Raw genomic sequence first — 25556 nt, 5'->3', positions numbered from 1 at the left:
AGAAAAATGAAATTAACAAAATTACTTATTTTTTGTGTTTCGTCTTTGTTATTCTCGGTTATAGCTGTGGCTCAGGATGTCACGGTAAATGGGATGATAAACGATGAAAGTGGAATGCCAGTTCCAGGTGCAACAGTTGTATTAAAAGGAACAACAAAATCAACGGCATCAGATTTTGATGGAAAATTCCAAATTCAAGTACCTTCAAGCGGTGTTTTGGTAGTTACTTTTATTGGATACGCTGCAGTTAATGAGGCTGTAAATGGAAGAACAAAAATTACAATTCAATTAAAACCAGAATCACAATCATTAAATGAAGTTGTGGTTGTAGGATACGGTACTCAAAAGAAAGCAGTAGTAACCGGAGCTATCTCAAGTGTAAAAGCGGCTGATCTTGAAAAAGTACCAAACGGAAGAGTTGAGCAGGCTTTACAAGGTAGAGTTGCAGGTGTTACAATTGCTTCAAGTTCAGGGCAACCGGGTGCGGCTTCTACAATTCGTATTCGTGGTATAACTACTTTTGGAGATGGTGGAAACAATCCTCTATGGGTAGTTGATGGTAACGTTGTTGATGCTGGAGGAATTGGTTATTTAAATCAATCAGATATTGAATCTATTGAGGTTCTTAAAGATGCTGCTTCTGCTGCAATTTATGGAACACGTGCTGCAACAGGGGTAATCTTAGTTACTACTAAAAAAGGAAAATCAGGTAAAATATCAGTAAACTATACTGGTTTCTCCGGAGTTTCTTCTGCGGCAAAAAAACTTGATCTATTGAATGCTACACAATATGCTACTATAATGAATGAAAAATCATTAGCAGATGGCGGAGCAATTAGATACGCAAATCCTAATGCTTTAGGAAATGGTACAAATTGGCAAGATGCGATCTTTAATGATCAGGCTTACAGATATTCTCATGAATTAAGCATTAGTGGAGGAGGAGAATCTTCAACTTTTTATGCCTCTTTTGGAATTCAGGATCAACAAGGTATCGTAACAAGCGAAATATCTAATTACACAAAAAAGAGTTTTCGTTTAAACTCTACGCACAAAATATCTAAGTATTTTACTTTCGGGCAAACTTTTGGATACACTAAACAAAAAACTTTAGATGTAGGTAATAAAAACAGTGAATTTGGTGGACCTTTAAGTTCAGCTATCAACCTTGATCCAACTACACCTTTAGTAGTTACTGATCCGGCTGTTGCTAACGCAGCTCCATATTCTACAAATCCTGTAATGCGTGACGAGAATGGAAATCCTTATGGTATTTCTACTGTTGTTGGTCAGGAAATGACAAACCCTTTAGGATATGTTCAAACCAGATTAGGAAGATACAATTGGTCTGATGATTTTGTTGGAAATGCTTATCTTGAGGCAAACATTATAGATGGCTTAAAATTTAGAACTACAATTGGTGGTAAAATGGCCTATTGGGGAGACCAGGGATTTACACCAGTAAACTTCTTAAGCGCAAACGTAAATACGCTAAAAAATAGCTACTATCAAAACAATAATAAATCATTTGCATGGAACATTGAAAACGTTCTTACTTATGCAAAGAAATTTGGTGATCATAATGTAAGCATTTTATTAGGACAAGGGACGTATGTTGAAAATATTGGTGGTGCAGTTGGAGCTACAATGTTTGGTTTGCCAATTACTAGTTATAAAGATGCATCATTTGATTTTGATATTCCACAATCAGACAGAAGCAGTTCAACAGATGATTTTATTCAGCATAAAGTAACGTCTTTATTTAGCCGTCTTAACTATGATTATAAGGAGAAATACCTTTTCATGGGAGTAGTTCGTCGTGATGGATCAACTCGTTTTGGAGAAAATAATAAATTTGGGGTTTTCCCTTCATTCTCTCTTGGATGGGTAGCTTCTAAAGAAGATTTCTGGAAAGAAAATAACGTAGTTAATACATTAAAATTCCGTGGAGGTTATGGAGTTGTGGGTAATGACCAGGTAGCTGATTTCAGATATATCTCTTTAGTATCTGGTGGATATAACTATTCTTTTGGAAATACCGGATCTATAACAACTGGTTATGCTAATGTAACTCTTGATAACCCTGATTTGAAATGGGAAGAAACTTCTCAGGTAGGATTTGGTATAGATGCAAGATTATTTAATGATTTCAACTTCACTTTTGACTATTACAAGAAAAAAACAACAGGTATCTTAAGACCAGTAGTTATTCCTGGATATGTAGGTGTTGCAGAGCAACCATGGGCTAACGTTGCTGATATGAACAATAGTGGTCTTGAGTTTGAACTTGGTTACAAGAAAAGATTAGGTGAGTTTAACTTAGGAGTAAACGGAAACGTTGCGACTTTGAAAAATGAAGTTACATATGTTGGACCTGACACTCAGTTTATAATTGGAGACGCTTCTTTCCAATCTATGGGACCTGTTACAAGAACTCAGGTTGGTCATTCATACAATGAATTTTTTGGATATAAAACAGCAGGTATTTTTCAAAACGAAGCCGAAATTGCTGCTTATACAAATGCTGCTGGCGGATTAATTCAGCCAGGTGCTAAACCAGGAGATTTCCGTTGGGTTGATAATAATGGAGATGGTTCTATTTCTGATGATGACAAACAATTCTTAGGAACAAGTTTACCAAAATTAACTTTCGGTTTAACGGTAAACTTAGATTACAAAAACTTCGATTTCATGGCATTTGCTCAAGGAGCTTCCGGAAACAAAATTTTTCAGGGATTACGCAGATTAGATATCTTAAATGCTAATTATCAAACAGAAGCTTTAGGACGTTGGACAGGTGAAGGAACATCAAACGATTATCCTAGACTTGCCAACAATGACGGAAATGGAAACTTTAGTAAAATGTCTGATTTCTATCTTGAAAAAGGAGATTACGTACGTTTGAAAATTGTTCAATTTGGATACACACTTCCTCTTAATTTGTCTTCTAAAATCGGCGCAGATAAGATTCGCTTCTATGTTACAGGTGAGAATTTAATAACGTTTACTAAATATACTGGATACGATCCTGAAATTGGAGGCCAGGTATTAGGTATAGACAGAGGTATTTATCCACAAGCAAAATCATTTATGCTTGGAGCTAACTTACAATTTTAATACATAAAGAATCATGAAAAATATAAAATTTAAATATATATACATTGCTGTTGCAATCGCTGCTTTAGCAGGTGCTTGCTCTGAAGACTTTGTGACCATTGAACCAAAAGGATCTTTCCTTTCAACAAGTTATTATTCTAATGAACAACAAGCAACAGCCGCGCTTGTTGGAGTCTATGATCCTTTGAGAAAAAATACCGGGGGATTTGAAAATTTAGTAGCAATGCTTAATGCCGGTTCTGACGATTTTTATGCTGGTGGTGGTGGTGCTTCAGATGGTACCGGAATTCAGAATTTCTCTACACACTCATTGAGTTCACTACTTATCCCGGGAAGTTTCTGGAATGATCATTACCAAGGTGTATACAGAGCTAACGTTTTGTTATCAAAAATGTCTGGTGTTGATATGTCAGACGCATTAAAGGTTAGATTCACAGCAGAATCAAAAGCATTAAGAGGGCTTTACTATTTTAACTTAGTAAGATTGTTTAAAAACGTTCCTTTAATTCTGGAACCATTAACAACAGCTAGCATCTTAGATGTAGAACAGGCAACTCCCGAAGCCGTTTATGCTCAAATTGAAAAAGATTTGTTAGAAGCAATTCCTGGTTTACCACCAAGTGTTGATGCTGCAACAGGATCAGGACGTTTGACCAGAGGTGCTGCTCAGGCATTATTAGGAAAAGTATATTTATTTGAAGGAAAAAAACCTGAAGCTGCGGCTATTTTGGCACAGGTAAACGGAACTCCTGGAGCTACAAATCAATACGGAAATAAATTGCTTGCAAGCTTTAGCGATTTATGGGTAACATCTAACAAATTCAATGCAGAATCACTACTTGAAGTATCTCACACAAGTGCTGGTAACTCTGATTGGGGATTCTGGGGATCTGGTAGAGACGAAGGAAATTCATTAAACGTAATGGTAGGGCCAAGAGGTTATTCAAGACCTGCAAATTCTACAGCACCAGACCTTCCTTCAGGATGGAGTTTTAGTATTCCTACACAAAAATTGTATGATGCTATGAAAGATGATCCAAGATTTGCAGCTACAATTTTAGATGTAAAAGCATTAAAAGCAGCTGGAAAAGCAGATTACATTGGAGGATATCAGGACACAGGATATTTCCTAAACAAATTTTTACCAAGAAAATCTGATGTTCGTACTGGCGGTGGTGCTGCGGAGTTAAACTACAAACAAAATTCGTATATCATCAGACTTGCTGATACGTACTTAATGGAAGCTGAAGCATTAGGTTCAGGGGCAAGAGCTCAGGCATTATTAGATGCTGTAAGAGCAAGAGTTGGACTAGCGCCTGTTCCTGTAACATTGGCTGCTATTAAAAATGAAAGAAGAATGGAACTTGCAGGTGAAGGTCACAGATTCTTTGATTTAGTACGTTGGGGTGATGCTGCAACTGCTTTAGCTGACAGAGGTTTTAATGCTGGTACTGATGAGATTTTTCCAATTCCATTTGTTGAATTGACTGGTACTAAATTGAAACAAAATCCTAATTACGAATAACCAAAAACCAAAAAAAAATGAACCTAAATATAAATTTGAAAAAAAGTGTATTCCTAATGCTGGCTTTAGCATTAGGTACACTAACAAGTTGCGAAGATGAAGTTGGAAATGGTAATGGCTTAACCGCTACTAATGTTGATGCTTCATTTACTGTAACTCCAGTTACCGGGGCTGTAAATACATATCTTTTAACAGCGCAACCAAAAGGTGTTATTTTATCAAAATGGAATACAGGTGACGGTGAATATGCTGGTAAAATGAATGAAACTATAGTATTACCAGATGCAGGAACTTATACAATAACACATACAGCTATTGGAGCCGGAGGAGCGACTGGCAAAGCTACTCAACAACTTGTTGTAGCAAAAACAGATCCTTTAAAAGGGAATTTAGTTCAGGGTGGATCTTTTGAAACTCCAGCTGATCAGGCAAAATGGAGTATATTAAATCTTAGTGCAAATGGATCGGCTTTTTGGTCATTTGCTAATAAGAGTGCAACAATTCATTCTCCTGGAGGATGGGCTCAGGAAGGAATTTATCAGGCTATTGATGTAATTAAAGATAAGGAATACACTATTGATATGTTAGTTTCTTGCCCTAGTGGTTCTGATGAAACCTGGTTTGAAGTTTATGCAGGTACGTCAGCTCCTGTTTCCGGAGTGGAATACAAAGATAACAAAGTCATGGGAATGAGTACTTGGGACGGTTGTGCCAAAGATAAGTTCAATGGAAAATTGTCAACGGTTGGTTGTGTTAAAAATGACGTAACAAAAACAGTATCAAATGTTGTGAAGTTTGCCCAATCAGGTAAAGTTTATCTTCTAATCAGAAGTGGTGGTAATACGTTTACTAAAGACGGAATTACGGTTACTAAAATCGAGTTTAGAGGAAAATAATAAGTTTAAGTTAAGTTTAAGTTTGGTTGTAAATAGCCCATAATCATTATGAGTATGGGCTATTTTTTAAATCCTTAAGCAATAGAAAATTGTTTTTTGAAAAGCAATTTCTGTAAAACTTCAATTAGAATTTAATAATAAGGAAAGAATGAAAAAAAATAGTTTTAAAATTCTATGTTTTTTGTTTTCGTTGACAGCTTTTGCCCAACAACCAAAAACAAAAAAAGAGTTTACAACCAATGGAAAAAAAATAACGGTTTATACTACTGCTGAAAATTCAAATTTAAGAATTACTTCTACAGATAAATTAACCTTTTCAGCATCAAAGCAACCTCTTGAAATCGAAGCTTCGGTTTTTGTAGAACCATCAAAAAAATTCCAGACTTTCATGGGAATTGGTGGCGCTATTACTGACGCAAGTGCTGAAATTTTTGCTAAACTTTCAAAAGAAAAACAAACTGAATTCTTAAATGCCTACTATGATAAAAATAAAGGTATTGGCTATTCTTTGCTAAGAACAACGATACAAAGTTCTGATTTTAGCAGTGGAAGCTATTCTTATATCGAAGAAGGTGACAAAGATTTAAAAACGTTTTCTATTGATCACGATAGACAATATCGCATTCCGTTAATAAAACAGGCGATTCAGACTGCCGGAGGAAAGCTGTTAACTTATGTTGCTCCATGGTCACCAAATGCTTTCATGAAAAGCAACAAAGATGTATTGAAAGGCGGAACATTATTGCCGGAATATTATCAGACCTGGGCAAATTTTTATGTCAAATTTATAAAAGCATATGAGAAAGAAGGAATTCCAATTTGGGGAACTTCAACTCAAAACGAGCCAATGGCTGTCCAAACATGGGAATCTTGTATTTATACAGCAGAAGCAGAAAGAGATTTCATTAAAAATTTCCTTGGACCTACATTGAAAAAAGAAAAATTAGGTGATGTGAAAATCATTGCGTGGGATCATAATCGTGATTTAATGAATCACAGAGCCAATGTTATTTACTCTGATCCTGAAGCCTCAAAATATGTTTGGGGAATGGGATTTCACTGGTATGAAAACTGGTCAGGAGGCACTTCAATGTTTGATAATGTTGCCAAAGTAAAAGAGGCTTATCCTGATAAAGGTTTACTATTCACTGAAGGTTGTGTTGAAAAATTTGATGCCAAAAAATATCAATTTTGGGGTAACGGCGAAAGATACGGTATTTCTATGATTAATGATTTTAATAATGGAACAGCTGGCTGGACAGACTGGAATATTCTTTTAGATCAAAATGGTGGTCCTAATCATGTTGGAAATTTTTGTTTTTCACCAATTCATGCCGACACTACAACAGGAGAGTTAATTTATACGCCCTCTTATTATTATATAGGGCATTTTTCAAAATTCATTCGCCTGAATGCTGTAAGAGTAAGTTCTGCAGTAAGCAGAAGTGCTTTATTAAGTACTTCATTTTTAAATACTGATGGAACTATGGCAACTATTGTTATGAACCAAACCGATAAAGAGGTTACTTATAATCTAATCATAGCTGCTGAAAAAACAGTAGTTAAAATTCCTGCGCATGCTATACAGACACTTGTATATTAATATTTTATAAAGAGTAAGAGGGTTGAATTGAATCATCCATTTTAGCCCTCGATTACTTGAATTTTAAATTAAATCCTTTTTTTGAAAAGTAACAATGAAAGCCATAAATAGCATTTTAATAGCTCCAATACTAGTTCTGCAATTAAGTTGTTCTTCATCAAAGGTTGTGGATAACACTACTGTTTCTGCATCTAAATCAAACAAAAAAGTTCAGGTATATACTACTGCCGAAAACACTAATTTGAGATTATCATTATCTAATAATTTAATTTCAACTACACAACAAACAAATTCAACAGTGTCTATTGTTATAGATGCTGCAAAAACAGATCAGACTTTTTTAGGAATTGGTGGTGCCATTACAGATGCAAGTGCTGAAGTTTTCGCCAAACTCTCTCCTAAAAAACAACAGGAATTCCTGACTGCCTATTACGATAAAGACAAAGGAATTGGTTACTCATTAGCCAGAACCAATATTCATAGCTGCGATTTTAGCAGTGAAAGTTATACTTATGTTTCGGAAGGTGACCAAGAATTAAAAACCTTCAATATTGATCACGATAGAAAATATCGAATTCCATTACTCAAACAAGCAATTGAAACGGCCGGCGGAAAATTAACCTTATTTGTTAGTCCGTGGAGTCCCCCAGCTTTCATGAAAGACAATAATGATATTTTGCACGGCGGCGTTCTATTGCCTGAGTTTGCACAGTCATGGGCAAATTATTATGCTAAATTTATTAAAGAATATGAAAAAGAAGGTATTCCAGTTTGGGGATTAACCATTCAGAATGAACCAATGGCAAGGCAAAGATGGGAATCTTGTATTTACACGCCAGAAGCCGAACGAGATTTTCTGAAAAATTTCCTCGGACCAACTTTAGAAAAAGAAGGATTAGGTTCTAAAAATATTATTATTTGGGATCATAATCGTGGTGATCAGCTAGAAACCAGAGCGAATCTTGTTTTTTCAGATCCTGAAGTTTCAAAATACGCTTGGGGAATTGGATTCCACTGGTATGAAACCTGGAGAGGCGGACCTCCACAATTTCAATCTGTAGCTAATGTACACAAAGCTTTTTCAGACAAAAACTTACTTTTCACAGAAGGCTGCGTTGAAAAATTTGACGCCACAAAATTTCAATTTTGGGGAAATGCAGAGCGTTATGGCCTGAACATGATTAATGATTTTAATAATGGAACTGTTGGCTGGACAGATTGGAATATTCTTTTAGACCAAAATGGAGGACCTAATCATGTCGGAAATTTTTGTTTCGCCCCAATTCATGCGGATACATCAAAAGACGAATTGATCTTTACTCCAATGTACTACTATATTGGACATCTCTCAAAATTTATTCAGCCAAATGCTAAAAGAATAAATCAAACAATTAGTGATCAAACTCTTTTAAGTACGTCGTTTAAAAATCCTGACGGAAAAATTGCCACTATCGTTATGAACCTATCCAATAAAAATGTTGTTTATAGTTTAATAAATAATACTATAAAAACCACTATAACTATTCCGCCACATGCTATACAAACCATTGTATACTAATGGCACTACTAACTAAAAACTAAAAAAATGAAACTAAATTTTAAAAACGCTATAAAAGTATTATTTTTTGCGATAGCAATATTCGCACAAGTAAAGTGCTCTTCATCAAACGATGCGACTGACCAGCCACCCCCACCGGTTATTCCTCCGGTAGTACCGCCAGTTTTAGTAACAAATGATGTAGATTTTTGGTTGACTAAAGGTGATCAAAGTGTTTTATTAGCAAAACAGACCGGAACTTTAGGATTTGGAACTGCCACTAATACTTATACAAATATCGAAGTAAGTGAATCTCAAAAATATCAGACTGTTGATGGTTTCGGTTACACTTTAACAGGCGGAAGCGCTGACATGATTAACCAATTAAACGCTTCAAAAAAGAGTGCCTTATTGCAGGAATTATTTGGTTCAGGCGAAAATTCAATTGGTATAAGTTATCTAAGAATTAGTATTGGTGCTTCAGATTTGAATGCGACACCTTTTACCTATGATGATCTTCCCACTGGAGATACTGATTTAGATTTAGCAAAATTTAGTTTAGATAAAGATAAAGCTGGTGTAATTGCGCTTTTAAAAGAAATTCTGGCAATCAATCCAAAGATTTTGATTATGGCAACACCATGGTCTGCGCCAATTTGGATGAAAGACAAAGACAGTTTTATTGGAGGAAAATTACAGACAAAATATTATGATGTTTACGCAAAATATTTTGTAAAATACATTCAGCAAATGAAGGCTGAAGGAATTACAATTGATGCAATAACACCTCAAAATGAACCTTTGCATGACGGAAACAATCCAAGTATGTACATGTCTGCAGGAGAACAAGCTAATTTTATTAAAAATAATTTGGGCCCGGCATTTAAAGCAGCAAATCTTAAGGTAAAAATCATCGCTTACGATCATAACTGTGATAATCCAAATTATCCAAAAGCAATTTTGGCTGATGTCGATGCCAATCCTTTTGTAGACGGATCTGCATTTCACCTTTATGCAGGAGATATTAGCGCGCTAACCAATGTTTATAATTCCTATCCAAGCAAAAATGTGTATTTCACTGAGCAATGGACTTCTTCAGCAGGTGAATTTGGAGGTGATTTAAAATGGCATGTCCGAAATGTAATTATTGGTTCGATGAGAAATTATAGCAAAAATGCATTAGAATGGAATTTGGCCAACAACGGCGCATTCGAACCTCACACAACAGGTGGATGTACTATGTGTAAAGGTGCTTTAACAATAACTACAAGCGAAACTTTTCAGCGTAATGTTGCTTATTACATCATTGCACATACTTCAAAATTTGTTCCGATGGGTTCTGTTAGAATTGGAAGTAATTCGAGTGGAGATCTTCAAAATGTTGCTTTTATTACACCATCGGGATCAAAAGTTTTAATTGTTGAAAATGACGGAACAACAAGCCAAATCTTCAATATCAAATTCAATGATAAATGGGTTACAACTTCTTTAGATGCTGGAGCTGTTGGAACTTATATCTGGAAATAGTCATATAAATTATAACGAAAAATAAATCATTTTTCAGATGAAAAAAATAATTATAACAGTACAACTTTTGCTCTCGATCACGGCTTTCGGGCAAGGTTTTTTACATAGGGACGGGCAAAATATTGTTGACGGAAATGGTAAAAATGTAATATTAAGAGGTCTTGGTTTAGGTGGCTGGATGGTTCAGGAAGGATATATGTTACAGACACAATCTTTTGCGAGTCCACAATATCAAATCAAACAAAAGATTCAGGAAGTAGCAGGAGAAAAGGGAACCAAAGAATTTTATGCGGCTTATAAAGCAAACGGAATCACAAAACAGGATATCGATTCGCTGGCAGCGTGGGGTTTCAATTCGATTCGTTTGCCAATGCATTATAACTTGTATACACCATCAATTCAGGAAGAAAAAAATGGTGAAATTACCTGGATTGAAGAAGGTTTTACCATGACAGATAATTTACTGAAATGGTGTGCCGAAAATAAAATCTATCTTATTTTAGATTTGCACGCAGCTCCAGGCGGACAAGGAAACGATGCCGCAATCTCTGATTACGACACTACAAAACCAGCATTGTGGCAAAGTGAAGCCAATCAGAAAAAAATGATTGCTTTATGGAAAAAATTAGCTTCCCGTTACAGAGATAATCCCTGGATTGGAGCTTATGACATTATTAATGAACCAAACTGGAATTTTACCGGAACTAATAAAAACGGTTGCGATGAAAACTCAAACGGTCCATTAAGAGATTTAATGTTGGCCGTGACAAAAGCAATTCGTGAAGTTGACACTAACCACATGGTTATCATTGAAGGAAATTGTTGGGGAAATAATTACAACGGAATTTTTCCTTTATGGGATGAGAATATGGCATTGAGTTTCCATAAATATTGGAATTATAATGACAAAGCATCTATTCAAAAAATGTTGGATTACAGAACACAATATAACGTTCCGATTTGGTTGGGAGAAAGTGGAGAAAATTCTAATGTTTGGTTTAAAGACGCACTTACTCTAATGGAAACCAATAATATTGGATGGGCATTTTGGCCAATGAAAAAAATCGAAAATATTGCAGGCGTGACTTCGGTTACAAAAATTCCTGAATATGATATTCTACTGAAATATTGGAAAGATGGAGGACAAAAACCATCAGAAGATTTCGCTAAAAAAGCCCTGATGAAAATGGCAGATAACTTCAAAATGGAAAATGTAACGGTTAAGCCAGATGTTATTGATGCAATGTTCAGACAAGTTCAGACCAATGATACTAAGTCGTACAAAAAACATCTAATTCCGGGAAAAATTATTGCGACACAATATGATTTGGGAACAAACGGATATGCGTATTCTGATAAAGATTTTGTGAATTACAGAGTGGCAACAGGAACTTTTGATCAATGGAACAAAGGAAATACCATGAGAAATGATGGTGTTGATATTTCGCCATGCAAAGATTCAGGATCAAATGGTTATCAGGTTTCTTTTATTGAGGATGGAGAATGGCTGCAATTTACTTCAGAAGTTAAAAAACAAAATACATACAAGGTTGCTATTCGTTATTCAAGTGAAAGTTCAGAAGGTAAACTTCATTTAGAAACAGAAAACGGAAATAAATCTGAAACTGTTATACTTACTCCAACGGGTGATAATAACAAATGGAAAACGGTTGTTTTATCCGGAATAAAACTGAATGCAGGAATAACCAAAATCAAAGTGGTTTTCGAAAAAGGAGGTTTTAATCTGAATTATCTTGATTTTTCAGAAGGTAAAAAAAGTGCTTCAAAATAATTAACTCAAATCAAAACAAATGAAAATTAATAGTCATATTAAGAAGTTAGGCTTTTTAGCAATTGTTTTATCATTTGTCTCTCAATCCTGTAGCGGCGGTAATGATTCTGGTGATGAAACACCGGCTATTGCGGCTCCTTCAAATCTTTCAGTTCAGATTGATGTAATAGGTAAAACCGTTGCAAATCCTGATGGAGATGGAAGCGGAAAAGTACATTTTACGATTAATGCAGCAAACGCAATTTCGTATAAAGTTTTGATTGATGGTCAGACAAAAGACCTGACAACTGGCGATTTAACATATGAATTTACAGCGTCGGGAACTAAAAATTATCCTATAATTGTTTCAGCTTACAATGCTGCAGGTCAATTTGTGAGTACGACAACTTCTGTTAACGTTTTTGTCGCCAGAAAAATACTTTGGGCAGATGAATTTGATGTAGATGGTGCGCCAAATACTGCGAAATGGGGTTATAATACAGGAACTGGCGATGGTTGGGGGAATAACGAATTAGAATATTACACAACCCGACCTGAAAATGTAATTATTTCAAATGGTACTCTAAAAATTAAAGCAATTAAAGAAGAGTATATGGGAAGCCATTATACTTCAGCAAGAATGCTTACAAAAGGAAAGTTTTCGTTTAAATACGGTCGGGCAGAAGTTCGTGCTAAATTGCCGGTTGGCGGCGGAACTTGGCCGGCATTCTGGATGCTGGGAGATAATATTGATACTGCAGGCTGGCCTTTATGCGGGGAAGTTGATATATTGGAATCAGTAGGAAATAACCCTAATGTAAATCATTCATCATTGCATTCGCCCGGACGTTCAGGAAATACACCTGATACCGCCATTACTACCGTACCAAATTCAGCAACAGAATTTCATGTTTATGCCGCCGATTGGTCTGCAGAAAGTATAAAGTTTTATGTAGATGATAAATTGTTTTACACCTATGCAAATAGTGCTTCAACGCCTTTTAATCAAAACTTCTTTCTGATTTTGAATTTGGCAATGGGCGGGAATTTTGGAGGAACAGTAGATCCCAACTTTACAAACGCAACTTTCGAAGTTGATTACGTGAGAGTGTATAATTAACATAACTTTTAAATTGATTTTTTTCACCAAAGCCTATGAAACGTTAGCTTTACCAGATTAAAATTTTTTAACATGAAAAAGATAAATTCAATTGTTTTAGTAGCAATGCTGCTTTTGGTAAGTAGTTCATTTTATGGTCAGAATTTAAAAATGATGTCCTATAATATTCGTTTAGACGTAGCCTCTGACGGAGAAAATGCATGGCCCAACCGAAAAGATTATTTTACTTCTCAAATACAATTTTACAGTCCGGATATTTTCGGGGTTCAGGAGGCGTTGCCCAATCAGGTTATTGATATAGCTTCGGCTTTGCCGGACTATAATAAATTTGGAATAGGAAGAGAAGAAGGAGGGACGGGTGAAGCTGCTGCTATTTATTATAAAAAAGACCGTTTTAAAGTTCAGGAATCCAATACGTTTTGGCTGTCAGAAACACCAGATGTTGTTTCCAGAGGCTGGGACGCAGCTTGCAACCGGGTTTGTACCTATGGATTGTTTAAGGATTTAAAAACTAAAAAGACATTTTGGGTTTTTAATCTGCATCTCGATCATATCGGAAATGAAGCAAGAGTAAAAGGCGTACAGCTGGTCTTGGCGAAAATAGCAGCTATTAATTTGAAAAAATATCCTGTTTTCCTAATGGGAGATTTTAATTCAGAACCTAATACGCCACAAATTGTTGAAATAAAAAAAGTAATGGATGATACTCAAGAGGTTTCTAAAGAAAAACCTTTTGGCCCCTCAGGAACATTTAATGCTTTTGAGCATGATAAACCTGTAACACTGTTGATTGACTATATTTTTGTGTCAAAAAATAGCGAACTAAAAATTCAAAAACACGCAGTTTTAAGTGATTCCAAAGATTTAAAATATCCTTCGGATCATTTACCTGTCTTAATAGAAATAGATTAAAAATGACAAACAGCATCAAAAAACTTCAAATTTTACTGTTACTGCCTTTAATAGCAGTTCAGATAAAATGCGGAACTTCAAAAAATGTAACAGCCGCCTCCGGTAAAGCCGAAGTGTGGATCACTACTACAGATGAATTATCAAAATTGCAAAAGCAAAATGATTTGGTTTTTAATTCAGAAACCAATTCAAACCCAACTATTTCAGTTGACTCTTCTCAGAAATTTCAAACCATCGAAGGTTTCGGATTTTCATTAACCGGAGGAAGTGCGCAGGCAATTTTAAAACTGGATAAAGCTAAAAAAGAAGCATTGCTTCAGGAGCTTTTTTCCAGAAAAGAGGATGCCATTGGGTTGAGTTATCTGCGTATTAGCATTGGAGCATCTGATTTGAATGAAAAAGTTTTTTCGTATGATGATATGCCGCAAGGCCAAACTGATTTAAAGTTGGAAAAATTTAATCTTGGCCCGGATCTAAAAGATGTAGTGCCACTTTTAAAAGAAATTTTAGCTATAAATCCGAAGATTAAAATTATGGGTTCTCCGTGGTCACCACCAGTTTGGATGAAAGATAACGGAAGTTCAAAAGGAGGAAGTTTACAGCCTCAATATTATCAGGTTTATGCAGAATACTTTGTAAAATATATTCAGGCCATGAAAGCGCAGGGAATTGTTATTGATGCTATTACGCCACAAAATGAACCGTTACATCCGGGAAATAATCCTAGTTTATTAATGCTGGCTGAACAACAGGCAGATTTTATTAAAAACCATTTAGGGCCTGCTTTCGCGAAAGCTAAAATCAAGACCAAAATTGTGGTTTACGATCACAATTGCAACAAACCGGAATATCCGCTAACGATTTTAAACGATCCAAAAGCTTTGCCATTTGTGGCAGGTTCTGCATTTCATTTATATGAGGGCGATATCAGCGCTTTGTCTACGGTTCATGACGCTCATCCAAACAAAGACTTATATTTTACAGAACAATATACAGGTTCAGGAAGCAGTTTTGAATCAGATTTGAAATGGAGTGTGAAAAATGTTGTGATTGGTTCGATGAGAAACTGGAGTGTTAATGCACTTTCATGGGGGTTGGCAAATGATGAATTTTATAAGCCATTTACACCAGGCGGCTGTTCTACTTGTAAAGGCGCGTTGATGATTGATCAGAATCAGAATATTAAGAGAGAAGTTGGTTATTATATTATCGGTCACGCTTCTAAATTTGTTCCCGAAGGATCAGTAAGAATCGGAAGTAATATCAGTGGAAACCTTTATAATGTCGCTTTCAAAACGCCATCAGGACAAATTGTTCTGATTGTTGAAAATGACGGAACTTCAGCAGAAACATTCAATATCAAATACATTCAAAAACAAATTTCAACTACTTTAAATGCAGGTGCAGTTGCGACCTATGTTTGGTAATTCAAAATTAAATTCATGAAGAAATTAACCACATTTACCCTGTTGATGGTGTCCTTTTTTGCGGTCGCTCAACAAGAAACAATAGACCAAAAAGTAAACGCTCTATTGAAAAAAATGACGATTGAGGAAAAAATTGGTCAGCTTAATCAATATACAGGAGATAATTCTGCAACGGGGCCAATCACCATAAATCCAAACAAACAAGCCGAAATTAAAGCAGGTTTGGTGGGTTCGATGCTAAATATCATCGGAACAAAATATACCAGACAGTATCAGGAATTAGCGATGCAGTCACGTCTTAAAATTCCGTTGTTATTTGGACAGGACGTTATTCACGGTTACAAAACAACATTTCCAATTCCGTTAGCAGAGGCTGCAAGCTGGGATTTACAAGCAATTGAATTGGCTGCAAGAGTTGCGGCTACAGAAGCATCAGCAAGCGGTATTCACTGGACATTTGCTCCAATGGTGGATATCGGGCGTGACCCGCGTTGGGGAAGAGTTATGGAAGGTGCAGGAGAAGATACCTATCTGGGCTCTAAAATTGCTTATGCAAGAGTAAAAGGTTTTCAGGGAAACAAATTAGGCGATTTAAACTCAGTTATGGCTTGCGTAAAACACTTTGCCGCTTACGGTGGAGGTGTTGGCGGAAGAGATTATAACTCAGTTGATATGAGCGAAAGAATGTTGCTTGAAACGTATTTGCCTCCTTTTAAAGCGGCCTTAGATGCAGGTGCGGCGACATTCATGAATTCATTTAATGATTTAAACGGAATTCCGGCAACTGGAAATGCTCATCTACAGCGTGATATCTTAAAAGGAAAATGGAACTTTCAGGGATTCGTAGTTTCTGATTGGGGGTCTATTGGTGAAATGGTAGCACACGGTTATTCAAAAGATCTTAAAGAAGCAGCTTATTCAGCCATTACAGCGGGAAGTGATATGGATATGGAAAGTAATGCTTACAGATATAATTTGGCTCAATTAGTAAAAGAAGGAAAAGTTTCTATCGATTTGATCGACGATGCGGTGAAACGTATTCTTCGCAAAAAATATGAGTTAGGTTTATTTGATGACCCTTACCGATACTCAGACGAAAAAAGAGCCGAAAAAGCATTAAATAATCCTGAAAACAGAAAAGCGGCACTTGAAGTTGCTGAAAAAAGTATTGTTTTATTAAAGAATGAAAACCAAACTTTACCGCTTTCTAAAAACCTAAAAACAATTGCATTCATTGGACCAATGGTAAAAGAATACAAAGCCAATATGGGATTTTGGTCTGTTGAACTGCCAGATGTAGATTATGATAAATGGGTCGTTTCACAATGGGACGGTTTGCAAAATAAAGTAGGCAAAAACACCAGACTGCTTTATGCAAAAGGCTGTGAAGTGGATGGAGATAATAAAGATGGTTTTGCCGAAGCAGTTGCAACTGCCAAACAAGCTGATGTTGTAATTTTAAGCATTGGTGAAAGACGTGATATGAGTGGTGAGGCCAAAAGCAGAAGTGATATTCATTTGCCAGGTGTTCAGGAAGATTTGGTAAAAGCAATTCAGGCGACAGGAAAACCAGTTGTGGTTTTGGTAAATGCCGGAAGACCACTTATTTTTAACTGGACTGCAGATAACGTTCCGGCAATCGTTTATACCTGGTGGTTAGGAACCGAAGCAGGAACTGCAATTGCCAATGTTTTATTTGGAGATTACAATCCATCAGGAAAATTGCCTATGACGTTCCCGAGAGAAGTGGGTCAGGTGCCAATTTATTACAATCATTTCAGTACAGGAAGACCGGCTAAAGATGAGGATTCAAAAAATTATGTTTCAGCTTATATCGATTTAAAAAATTCACCTAAATTTCCTTTCGGATACGGTTTGAGTTATACGAAATTTGATTATACAGGTTTGAAATTATCTTCAACAAAAATCAAAAGCAACGAAACGATTAAAGTTTCTTTTCAATTGTCAAATGTTGGAAAAGTTGCCGGAGAAGAAGTAGTGCAATTGTATTTAAAAGACAAATTTGGATCTGTTGTCAGACCAGTTTTAGAATTGAGAGATTTTCAAAAAGTAAAATTGAATGCAGGGGAATCTAAAACAATTGAGTTTACAATTGACAAAGAGAAACTTTCTTTCTACAATAATAAATTAGAATGGATTGCTGAACCAGGAGATTTCGAAGTAATGATTGGAGCTTCGTCAGCAGATATTAAACTAAAATCAGATTTTGAGTTAGTACAATAGAGAACAGTCAATTAAAATTGGCGCTATGGATTTTATAAAGGTTTTGAATTATTTCAAAACGGTATTTATAAAATCCATAGCGCCAATTCCTTTATAGGTTGCATACAATGCTTTATCAAAAGCTTCACGCTTTGCTTTTTTGTCTTTCGCCTCAGTTTCAACAATCATTTTATTGAAAATTTTTTCCTGCTCCTGACTGTATTTTATAGATTCTTCTAAAAGATAAGTTTTAGAAACAAATCCGAAAGAAGTCCAGATTTTATTTCTAATTTTTTGATTTATATTTTTTAACGGATTAGTGCTCATCTCTCTTGCATTGACTTTTGTAAAGAATCATAATATGAAATTATTCTTGCTTTTTTATTTAAAAAATAACAAATAGTTTTTAATTGTGTTATTATGACGCAATGTACTTATTTTTTTTAAATTTGATTTTAATTTTAAGTTAAAATTGTAATCCATACACTTCTTTATCAGGAACAAGTTTTATTGATTTATTATTTAATAGTTTGGTTCTGTAAAAATGAATTAAATTGCAGAGTTATTCGCAGCAAAAAATTGTATTTAATTGACATCGAATGTTAAAAGACATTATAGAAAATAATCAAAATTACCAACCCGGACTGTCCATTGATTGTGTGATTTTTGGCTTTCATGACAATCAGCTTAAGGTTTTATTGATTAAAATTCCGAATCGTGAAACGTGGTCTTTGCCTGGAGGATTTATACCGGTTGATCAGGATATTGATACTGCCGCGGTCACTGTTTTAAGCGAAAGAACGGGAGTTGACGGTGTTTTTTTAAGGCAATTTGCCACTTTTGGAAAAGTAAAACGTAACGACCAGCACTTTGATAAAAAGATATTGGAATATCTACAAATTGAAGAAGAAAAAGGCAAATGGCTGATGCGTCGTTTTGTTACGATTGGATATTACGCTTTAGTTGATTTTTTTAAAACAATTCCGAATCCGGCAAATAAAGACGAAGTAATTGAATGGATTGATCATAAAGAAGTTCCTGAACTTATTCTGGATCACAAAGAAATTCTTGATAAAGCCTTAGATACCTTGAGAATAGAATTAAATTTAATGCCAATTGGTTATAACTTATTGCCAAAGAAATTTACCATTCCGGAACTTCAAAAGTTATATGAAACGATTTTGGATAAAAAACTGGACAGAAGAAATTTTCTTAGAAAAATAACCAACATCGGAATCCTGACAAAATTGGATGAAAAGAAAAGCAATGTCGCGCACAAAGCGCCAAATTTATATACTTTTGATCAAGATAAATATGAAGAAGTCCTCAAAAACGGACTGAATCAAGGTTGGTAAAATTAAAGTTTAACTTTAAATAACGATTATGGTCTCAATTGAAACTTTTAGAAAATTAGCCATGTCTTTTCCGAATGCAACAGAAGAACCACATTTTGAGAAAACTTCTTTCCGCATCAACAAGAAAATTTTCGCCACTTTTGATGAAAAAAATAATCGGGCAGTTTTAAAATTAAACGAAATTGATCAATCTGTTTTTTGTGCTTCAGGCGAAATGATCTTTTATCCAATTCCAAATAAATGGGGTAAACAAGGCTGGACAATTGTTGAACTTTCAAAAGCAAGACCTGAAATGTTTGAAGATGCTTTGATACGATCTTATGAAAATGTAATTTCAAAAAAGAAATAACTTCTATTTTACAATCGTTCTAAAAGTCAAGTTTACTCTGGGTTTTGAAGTTGTCTTAGTTGGCGGCAAACGATGCAGCCAATGGGTTTGTGTTTCGTCTTTCATCACTAATAAACTTCCGTGCTCCAGAATTAATGAAACAACTTCTTTGGTCTCTTTATGTTTGAAAGCAAATTTTCGTTCTGCACCAAAACTAACAGAACCAATTGCACCATTCTTTTTTAAATCTTTTTCGGCATCGCTGTGCCAGGCCATTCCTTCCTCTCCGGAATGATATAAATTCAATAAACAGGAGTTGAAAGTTTCACCTGTTTTTTCTTCAATAATTGCTTTTAATTCTAATAACTCTTGTGTCCATGGAATTGCTTTTTTGGTTGTATTCGAATACGTATATTCAAAACCCGAATCGCCGTACCAGGCTACCTTTCGTTTGGTTAAAATTAATTTTCCGAAGATAATGGCTTCGTCATTTTTCCATTCAATAGTATTCAAAAGAATATCAAGATAATGATTGGAATCTTCTCTGGAGAATAATTTTCCGTAATAATTCACCGTTCCGTCTTTCGGAAGCAAATTGGTAGTTTCGTCTGTATGCGGATTAAATAAGTCCATTTTTCCAGTTTTGATATTCAGTTTTCATGCAATGTCCGCAAGGTCTGAAACCATTTTGTCTGGCTTCATCTTCGGATAAAAAGAAAACCCGATTTTCGCGTTTCATTCTTTTCCCTGAAGAACATTTTAGTTTTCCGTATATTTTTAGTTTTCGGTTTCCACCAAAGCAAATTTCCGCATTTTTAATTTTATTTCGCAGATCTGAATCTGAAATTTTGTTATGTTCCGTCATATTTTTTATCACATTTTACTCTATAGAGGAGCACAGCAGTGCGTCTACGCAACGATTGATTTTTTGCCACAGATTAAAAGATTTAAATTGATTTTTCACGCAGACTTTAATTAAAAAAAAAATAGCTGCAAATAAATCATCTGCACACATCTGCTTAAATCTTTTTAAAATCTGCGTGAAACAAAAACTTTGCGACTCTGCGAGATTAAATTTATCACGACAATGCATCATGAAAAATAATCCCCAACGTATGTCGTTCACCCGAATGAATCTCACTAACACCATGTTTCATATTCACGCGATAATATCCTTTTGTGCCTTTTATCGGTCTGAAATTAGTAGTAAAAATCAAAACATCGCCTTTTTTCGGTTTCAAAACAATCGCTTTCGATTGCGCTCTGGGCGTTTGTTGGGTTAAAACAAATTCACCGCCCGTAAAATCTTCATCGGGTTCGTTTAGGAAGATTACTATTTGAATAGGAAAATATACATCTCCGTATAAATCCTGATGCAGAGTATTAAAACCACTTTTACCATATTTTAAAATTAAGACCGTTGCTTTTAGTTGATTATTTGCGTGACATTGCTCTAATAATTTCTCGTGTGTTTCTGGAAAAATAGTATTGATATTTAATACTTTCATCCACGCATTTGCAATTGGAGCCAATTTTGGATAAATCGAAGAACGAATGCTTTGAATCAAATCCGGAAGTGGATAATTAAAGTATTTGTATTCGCCTAAACCAAATCGATAACGTTCCATCACAACTGTTTTTCGATATAAATTTGGATTATCATAATCGAATTTTAAATCTTCGCATTGCTCGTTGGTAAGTACATTTGAAATAATGGCGAATCCATTTTCGTGCATAGATTCAGTGATGCTTTCCCAATTTTGGGAAGCAATTTTTGATTGTATATTTTGCATAAAAAATTTTAGATATAAATTAATTTTATCATGACAATCATTGTACGTTTTTTATTGTAGAGGCAGGCGCACGGTAGTGCGTCTACGCAAAGATTGTCGTCATAGAATGGAAATACGAAATGTTAGACGCACTGAAGTGCGTCTCGGGAGACACATTTTTGGGTGTAAATTAGAATTGAGGATTTATCTGCGCGCCTTCCCAGCCAATAATAGCCGTTTTACGCGTGTTTCCCCACATATAACCACCGAAGGCTCCTGTGGATTGAATGACGCGATGACATGGAATCAAAAATGCTACAGGATTGCTTCCAATCGCAGTTCCGACAGCGCGTGAAGCATTTGGTTTTTCGATTTGATGTGCGATGGAACCGTAAGTAGAAAGTTGTCCCATTGGAATTTTAAGCAGGGTTTCCCAAACTTTCAATTGAAAATCGGTACCTTTTAAATGCAGTTTGATTTCAGATAATTTACTCCAGTCGTTTTGGAAAATGAATAAGGCATTTTGCTGGACTAAATCCAGTTTTCGAGAGAATGCCGCATTCGGAAATTTATGTTTCAGATCTTCAAATCCCATTTCTTCGTTTTCGGCGAAAGCCATAAAACAAACTCCTTTTTGAGTTGAAGCAACAATGATATTTCCAAACGGACTTTCGGCGAAACTGAAATTGATTTCTAAATTCTTTCCACCATTTTTATACTCTGCTGGCGTCATTCCTTCGATGTTGACGAATAAATCATGCAGACGGCTGGTTCCGGAAAGTCCCGTGTCAAAAGCAGCGTCAAATAAAGTGGCCTGATTGTCTTCTTTCAGGATTTTTTTAGCATGTTCAACGCTGATATATTGCAAAAATTTCTTCGGACTTGTACCAGCCCATTCGGTAAACAAACGCTGAAAGTGAAACGGACTCAAATGCACTTTTTCGGCAATTTCATCAAGATTGGGTTGCGCTTTAAAATTGGTTTTGATATAATCGATCGCATCTGCAATCCGATTATAATTAATGTTTTCTTGTGTGTTCATTTCTCTCAATTTTATAATGCAAATATCGATTAGCTTTTGCAGGGATAAAATCCGAAACTTGCGAAGTTTTAGTTTTGTTCCTTTTGTTTCAGGTTTCAAGTTTCACGTTCTGTAGTAACCTGAAACCTGAAACAAATTAACTTAATGCGCCGTCGTTTTAGAAAAAACATTGATAACAATAACACCAATCATAATTAAAGCAATTCCAATAATGGCTGGCAAATCCGGAATTTGCTTAAAAAAGACAGCTCCAATAATGGTAATTAAAACAATTCCAACTCCTGACCAAATGGCGTAGGCAATCCCAACTGGTATGGTTCGAATCGCAAAACTTAAAAAATAAAATGCAGCAAAATAGCCTATAATTGTAATTATACTAGGAATGAGTTGTGTAAATTGTTCCGATTTTTTTAAGGCCGAAGTGGCAATGATTTCGAATAGTATGGCAATTCCTAAAAAGAAGAAGTTTTTCATGTTTCACATTTTTACAAAGTTAACTTTTATTAAAAGTGAAAAGAATTATCTAGAATTTTCTTTTCCTTGAAGACTCATCCATTTTTGCTATTTCGATAAGGTGTATATAGTTTTTCCTTCTTTTTTCATTTTTTCTTCTTCTTTTGATACTAAAGTTTCTACTTGTTTTTTTAAATCGTCTATTTTTTTCGAACTCGCTTCTATGTCTATTTTATTTTGATTTATTTTTTCTTCAGACTTCGTTATTTTTTCCTGATATTTTTCGATATCCTTTTGAAGATCAGTACTATTATTATTTGTTGAGTTGTTTTTAAGATTTGCAAGTTCTTCCTGATTAGTTTTTAAATCAGCATTTAATTTTTCGGATTTTTCTTCTAGTTTCTTTTTATTTTCTTCTTCTTTAGCTAATTTTTCTCAGCAGTTTGAATTTTATTTGATGAGTGAGAGCTCATAGTTCGCATTTGCCAGTCATTTGTCCATCTCTGACGCTGAGCATTTATCTGTTGGTGCATTTGTTGATTGCTAGATTGTGCAGAAACAAAAAAGGTATTATCATTAGTAACAATAAAATAAATTGTGTTCTCATACTTTATATTTTTTTGGATTGTCTGGTTTGAAATGGGTATTAAATAAATCTAAATTTAATTAATTCGATTTAAGATTTTTTAAAAGTGCCTGGTTTATTTCTTCTTGTTTTTGTTTTCTCTCTTTTTCTTCTTTTTCCTTTTTCTCAAGATCTATCTTTTTTGTTAAGGAAATTTCTTTTTCTTTTTTCAAATCATCAACTTTTTTAGAACTCGTTTCCAGTTCACTTTTGCTCTTGTTTAGCTTTTCTTCAGATCTTATTATTTGTTCTTTCGCTTTTTCTATATTTTTTTGGGTTTCATCATTTGGATTGCTATTAGAATCTTCAAGTGTTTTTAATTGATCCTGTTGTTTTTTTAAATCAGAATTTAACTTAGTGATTTTTTCCTCTAGTTTTTGCTTGTTCTTTTCTTCACTAGCTATTTTTTTTTCAGCTGTTGCAGCCTTGTTCATTGATTGACGCGTCATTGTTTGCATTGCTGCCCATCGTCGATCAGCTTTATCTCGCTCAGTTGCCCATTTCTGGTTTTGGGCAGTCATTTGTCTGTTCATGTCTCTCGCTTGCTGCATTTGCGTTTGGATGTTGGTGGTTTGCGCCGAAGCAAGAATAGGGAGCATTATTAATAAAGCTATAATAAAGCATCTTCTCATAATTTAGGTTCTTGGATTGGTTTTGAATCCAAATGTATATTTTTATTTTAAAATTTATGAAAAAATATCTTATTAAATTCAGAAGTTCTTAATTGCCGTTTTGCGTGAGGGATAGAAGCATGCTACCAAAGTAGCGCGTATAGCCAGACAGCATTTAAGAAAAGGCAAATGAACACAAAGCAGATTAGGCCTTTTTTTAAATGGTGGCACGCCCTAATTATAAAATTTTAGATTTTAGATTAAAAAAAAGAAAACCCTACAAGTTTTTTAAACTTGTAGGGTTTGGATATGTAATTAAAGAAATCTAAAATCAGAAATCTTCAATCTAAAATTATTTAGTATCTGTAGTATTCTGGTTTAAATGGACCTTCAACCGGAACACCAATATAAGCAGCCTGATCGTCACGTAAAGTTTCTAATTCAACTCCTAATTTAGCTAAGTGCAAAGCAGCAACTTTTTCATCTAAATGTTTTGGCAACATATAAACGTCATTGTTGTAAGCAGCACTGTTTTTCCATAATTCGATTTGAGCCAAAGTTTGGTTTGTAAATGAGTTACTCATTACAAAACTTGGGTGACCTGTAGCACAACCAAGGTTTACCAAACGACCTTCAGCAAGAATGATGATATCTTTTCCAGCGATTGTATATTTGTCAACCTGAGGTTTGATTTCGATTTTAGAAGCACCGTGGTTTTTGTTTAACCAGGCCATATCAATTTCGTTATCAAAGTGTCCGATGTTACAAACAACAGTTTTGTCTTTCATTTGTTCGAAGTGCTCTCCAAGAACAATATCTTTATTTCCTGTAGTTGTAATGATGATATCAGCATTAGCAATTACAGTGTTTAATTTTTTAACTTCATAACCATCCATTGCAGCTTGTAAAGCGCAGATTGGGTCAATTTCAGTAACTGTTACAATAGATCCTGCACCTCTGAAAGAAGCAGCAGTTCCTTTTCCAACATCACCGTATCCACAAACGATAACTCTTTTTCCAGCTAACATTAAGTCAGTTGCACGACGTACAGCATCTACAGCAGATTCTTTACAACCGTATTTGTTATCAAATTTAGATTTAGTAACAGAGTCATTAATGTTGATTGCAGGCATTGGTAAAGTTCCGGCTTTTACTCTTTCGTAAAGTCTGTGAACTCCAGTTGTAGTTTCTTCAGATAAACCTTTGATTCCAGGAACCAATTCTGGGAAACGGTCAATAACCATGTTTGTTAAATCTCCACCATCATCCAAAATCATGTTCAATGGTTTTCTGTCTTCACCAAAGAATAAAGTTTGCTCAATACACCAGTCAAATGATTGCTCATCAAGACCTTTCCATGCATACACCTGAATTCCGGCAGCAGCAATAGCAGCAGCAGCCTGATCCTGAGTAGAGAAAATATTACAAGAAGACCAGGTAACTTCAGCACCAAGAGCAATTAAAGTTTCGATCAAAACAGCAGTTTGAATCGTCATGTGCAAACATCCGGCGATACGAGCACCTGCAAGAGGTTGTTCGTCTTTATATTCAGCACGAAGTGCCATTAATCCTGGCATTTCAGCTTCAGCTAGTTCAATTTCTTTTCTTCCCCAAGCCGCTAGAGAAATGTCTTTTACTTTGAAAGCCACAAAAGGCGTAGTTGTAGTACTCATTTATAGTATATTTGTATATTGTAAAATTTTTGCAAATTT

General features: G+C 35.1%; 21 protein-coding genes. 13 read left to right on the top strand and 8 right to left on the bottom strand.

Annotation, left to right across the window (positions count from 1 at the left end):
* Positions 1-6 precede the first annotated feature (6 nt).
* The 11 genes from IHE43_RS23200 to IHE43_RS23150 all read left to right on the top strand — a co-directional run bounded on the left by IHE43_RS23200 (position 7) and on the right by IHE43_RS23150 (position 17679).
* On the top strand, positions 7-3117 hold the full coding sequence (locus tag IHE43_RS23200) for a TonB-dependent receptor (RefSeq protein ID WP_192186076.1): 3111 nt from the start codon (positions 7-9) through the stop codon (positions 3115-3117).
* 13 nt (positions 3118-3130) lie between these two features.
* Positions 3131-4642, top strand: a complete 1512-nt coding sequence (locus IHE43_RS23195; protein ID WP_192186075.1) for a RagB/SusD family nutrient uptake outer membrane protein — start codon at positions 3131-3133, stop codon at positions 4640-4642.
* A 17-nt stretch (positions 4643-4659) separates the two neighbouring features.
* A complete protein-coding gene (locus IHE43_RS23190) occupies positions 4660-5538 on the top strand; it encodes a hypothetical protein (RefSeq protein WP_192186074.1) in 879 nt (292 codons plus the stop codon).
* 148 nt (positions 5539-5686) lie between these two features.
* Positions 5687-7141 (top strand): glycoside hydrolase family 30 beta sandwich domain-containing protein, encoded by a 1455-nt coding sequence (locus tag IHE43_RS23185; protein ID WP_192186073.1) that lies wholly within the window; start codon positions 5687-5689, stop codon positions 7139-7141.
* A 94-nt stretch (positions 7142-7235) separates the two neighbouring features.
* Positions 7236-8699: a glycoside hydrolase family 30 beta sandwich domain-containing protein gene (locus tag IHE43_RS23180; protein ID WP_192186072.1), complete on the top strand. Its 1464-nt coding sequence runs from the start codon at positions 7236-7238 to the stop codon at positions 8697-8699.
* Positions 8700-8726: 27 nt separating this feature from the next.
* The gene (locus tag IHE43_RS23175; protein ID WP_192186071.1) at positions 8727-10205 is read left to right on the top strand and encodes a glycoside hydrolase family 30 beta sandwich domain-containing protein; all 1479 of its coding nucleotides are present in this window, start codon (positions 8727-8729) and stop codon (positions 10203-10205) included.
* Between the two features lie 37 nt (positions 10206-10242).
* On the top strand, positions 10243-11997 hold the full coding sequence (locus tag IHE43_RS23170) for a cellulase family glycosylhydrolase (RefSeq protein ID WP_192186070.1): 1755 nt from the start codon (positions 10243-10245) through the stop codon (positions 11995-11997).
* 19 nt (positions 11998-12016) lie between these two features.
* Entirely contained in the window at positions 12017-13096 is a 1080-nt protein-coding gene (locus IHE43_RS23165; protein WP_192186069.1) for a glycoside hydrolase family 16 protein, read from the top strand.
* A gap of 72 nt (positions 13097-13168) precedes the next feature.
* Complete coding sequence (locus IHE43_RS23160) at positions 13169-14008, top strand: endonuclease/exonuclease/phosphatase family protein (protein WP_192186068.1); 840 nt, start codon at positions 13169-13171, stop codon at positions 14006-14008.
* Between the two features lie 2 nt (positions 14009-14010).
* Complete coding sequence (locus IHE43_RS23155; RefSeq protein ID WP_192186067.1) at positions 14011-15435, top strand: glycoside hydrolase family 30 beta sandwich domain-containing protein; 1425 nt, start codon at positions 14011-14013, stop codon at positions 15433-15435.
* 15 nt (positions 15436-15450) lie between these two features.
* Positions 15451-17679 carry a glycoside hydrolase family 3 N-terminal domain-containing protein gene (locus IHE43_RS23150; protein WP_192186066.1) on the top strand — a complete coding sequence of 743 codons (2229 nt, stop codon included), beginning with the start codon at positions 15451-15453 and terminating at the stop codon, positions 17677-17679.
* Between the two features lie 48 nt (positions 17680-17727).
* Here IHE43_RS23150 and IHE43_RS23145 read toward each other — a convergent pair whose 3' ends face one another.
* Positions 17728-17985, bottom strand: coding sequence for a hypothetical protein (locus IHE43_RS23145; protein ID WP_192186065.1), 258 nt, complete (start codon positions 17983-17985; stop codon positions 17728-17730).
* Between the two features lie 272 nt (positions 17986-18257).
* Here IHE43_RS23145 and IHE43_RS23140 point away from each other — a divergent pair, with 272 nt between their 5' ends.
* Together IHE43_RS23140 and IHE43_RS23135 are read left to right on the top strand one after the other, a co-directional pair.
* Positions 18258-19013, top strand: a complete 756-nt coding sequence (locus tag IHE43_RS23140; RefSeq protein ID WP_192186064.1) for an NUDIX domain-containing protein — start codon at positions 18258-18260, stop codon at positions 19011-19013.
* Between the two features lie 28 nt (positions 19014-19041).
* The gene (locus IHE43_RS23135; protein WP_192186063.1) at positions 19042-19362 is read left to right on the top strand and encodes an MmcQ/YjbR family DNA-binding protein; all 321 of its coding nucleotides are present in this window, start codon (positions 19042-19044) and stop codon (positions 19360-19362) included.
* Positions 19363-19365: 3 nt separating this feature from the next.
* On the opposite strand, the gene IHE43_RS23130 is transcribed toward IHE43_RS23135, so the two are convergent.
* From IHE43_RS23130 to ahcY, 7 genes are all read right to left on the bottom strand, one after another.
* Complete coding sequence (locus tag IHE43_RS23130; protein ID WP_192186062.1) at positions 19366-19974, bottom strand: alpha-ketoglutarate-dependent dioxygenase AlkB; 609 nt, start codon at positions 19972-19974, stop codon at positions 19366-19368.
* On the bottom strand, positions 19961-20206 hold the full coding sequence (locus IHE43_RS23125; protein ID WP_192186061.1) for an Ada metal-binding domain-containing protein: 246 nt from the start codon (positions 20204-20206) through the stop codon (positions 19961-19963). The genes IHE43_RS23130 and IHE43_RS23125 overlap by 14 nt, the downstream gene beginning before the upstream one ends.
* 214 nt (positions 20207-20420) lie before the next feature.
* Positions 20421-21134, bottom strand: a complete 714-nt coding sequence (locus IHE43_RS23120; protein WP_192186060.1) for a 2OG-Fe(II) oxygenase — start codon at positions 21132-21134, stop codon at positions 20421-20423.
* Positions 21135-21303: 169 nt separating this feature from the next.
* Positions 21304-22155: a methylated-DNA--[protein]-cysteine S-methyltransferase gene (locus tag IHE43_RS23115; RefSeq protein WP_192186059.1), complete on the bottom strand. Its 852-nt coding sequence runs from the start codon at positions 22153-22155 to the stop codon at positions 21304-21306.
* Positions 22156-22296: 141 nt separating this feature from the next.
* Positions 22297-22629: a multidrug efflux SMR transporter gene (locus IHE43_RS23110; RefSeq protein WP_192186058.1), complete on the bottom strand. Its 333-nt coding sequence runs from the start codon at positions 22627-22629 to the stop codon at positions 22297-22299.
* A 645-nt stretch (positions 22630-23274) separates the two neighbouring features.
* Positions 23275-23865: a hypothetical protein gene (locus IHE43_RS23105; protein ID WP_192186057.1), complete on the bottom strand. Its 591-nt coding sequence runs from the start codon at positions 23863-23865 to the stop codon at positions 23275-23277.
* A gap of 335 nt (positions 23866-24200) precedes the next feature.
* Entirely contained in the window at positions 24201-25517 is a 1317-nt protein-coding gene (gene ahcY, locus IHE43_RS23100) for an adenosylhomocysteinase (RefSeq protein WP_056245149.1), read from the bottom strand.
* Positions 25518-25556: the final 39 nt, after the last annotated feature.

The organism is Flavobacterium sp. MDT1-60, from assembly GCF_014844035.1.
GTDB lineage: Bacteria > Bacteroidota > Bacteroidia > Flavobacteriales > Flavobacteriaceae > Flavobacterium.
Note: the sequence above shows the minus strand (reverse complement) of the source record. Positions and strands in the feature narration are given on the sequence as shown.

Excerpts from the sequence above, each read along its gene's own strand:
- IHE43_RS23165 (WP_192186069.1), top strand. The coding sequence starts at position 12,017 with ATGAAAATTAATAGTCATATTAAGAAGTTAGGCTTTTTAGCAATTGTT.
- IHE43_RS23195 (WP_192186075.1), top strand. The coding sequence starts at position 3,131 with ATGAAAAATATAAAATTTAAATATATATACATTGCTGTTGCAATCGCT.
- IHE43_RS23140 (WP_192186064.1), top strand. The coding sequence starts at position 18,258 with ATGTTAAAAGACATTATAGAAAATAATCAAAATTACCAACCCGGACTG.
- IHE43_RS23110 (WP_192186058.1), bottom strand. The coding sequence starts at position 22,629 with ATGAAAAACTTCTTCTTTTTAGGAATTGCCATACTATTCGAAATCATT.
- IHE43_RS23125 (WP_192186061.1), bottom strand. The coding sequence starts at position 20,206 with ATGACGGAACATAACAAAATTTCAGATTCAGATCTGCGAAATAAAATT.
- IHE43_RS23120 (WP_192186060.1), bottom strand. The coding sequence starts at position 21,134 with ATGCAAAATATACAATCAAAAATTGCTTCCCAAAATTGGGAAAGCATC.
- ahcY (WP_056245149.1), bottom strand. The coding sequence starts at position 25,517 with ATGAGTACTACAACTACGCCTTTTGTGGCTTTCAAAGTAAAAGACATT.
- IHE43_RS23135 (WP_192186063.1), top strand. The coding sequence starts at position 19,042 with ATGGTCTCAATTGAAACTTTTAGAAAATTAGCCATGTCTTTTCCGAAT.
- IHE43_RS23150 (WP_192186066.1), top strand. The coding sequence starts at position 15,451 with ATGAAGAAATTAACCACATTTACCCTGTTGATGGTGTCCTTTTTTGCG.
- IHE43_RS23190 (WP_192186074.1), top strand. The coding sequence starts at position 4,660 with ATGAACCTAAATATAAATTTGAAAAAAAGTGTATTCCTAATGCTGGCT.
- IHE43_RS23160 (WP_192186068.1), top strand. The coding sequence starts at position 13,169 with ATGAAAAAGATAAATTCAATTGTTTTAGTAGCAATGCTGCTTTTGGTA.
- IHE43_RS23130 (WP_192186062.1), bottom strand. The coding sequence starts at position 19,974 with ATGGACTTATTTAATCCGCATACAGACGAAACTACCAATTTGCTTCCG.
- IHE43_RS23175 (WP_192186071.1), top strand. The coding sequence starts at position 8,727 with ATGAAACTAAATTTTAAAAACGCTATAAAAGTATTATTTTTTGCGATA.
- IHE43_RS23145 (WP_192186065.1), bottom strand. The coding sequence starts at position 17,985 with ATGAGCACTAATCCGTTAAAAAATATAAATCAAAAAATTAGAAATAAA.
- IHE43_RS23155 (WP_192186067.1), top strand. The coding sequence starts at position 14,011 with ATGACAAACAGCATCAAAAAACTTCAAATTTTACTGTTACTGCCTTTA.
- IHE43_RS23170 (WP_192186070.1), top strand. The coding sequence starts at position 10,243 with ATGAAAAAAATAATTATAACAGTACAACTTTTGCTCTCGATCACGGCT.
- IHE43_RS23180 (WP_192186072.1), top strand. The coding sequence starts at position 7,236 with ATGAAAGCCATAAATAGCATTTTAATAGCTCCAATACTAGTTCTGCAA.
- IHE43_RS23105 (WP_192186057.1), bottom strand. The coding sequence starts at position 23,865 with ATGAGAAGATGCTTTATTATAGCTTTATTAATAATGCTCCCTATTCTT.
- IHE43_RS23185 (WP_192186073.1), top strand. The coding sequence starts at position 5,687 with ATGAAAAAAAATAGTTTTAAAATTCTATGTTTTTTGTTTTCGTTGACA.
- IHE43_RS23200 (WP_192186076.1), top strand. The coding sequence starts at position 7 with ATGAAATTAACAAAATTACTTATTTTTTGTGTTTCGTCTTTGTTATTC.
- IHE43_RS23115 (WP_192186059.1), bottom strand. The coding sequence starts at position 22,155 with ATGAACACACAAGAAAACATTAATTATAATCGGATTGCAGATGCGATC.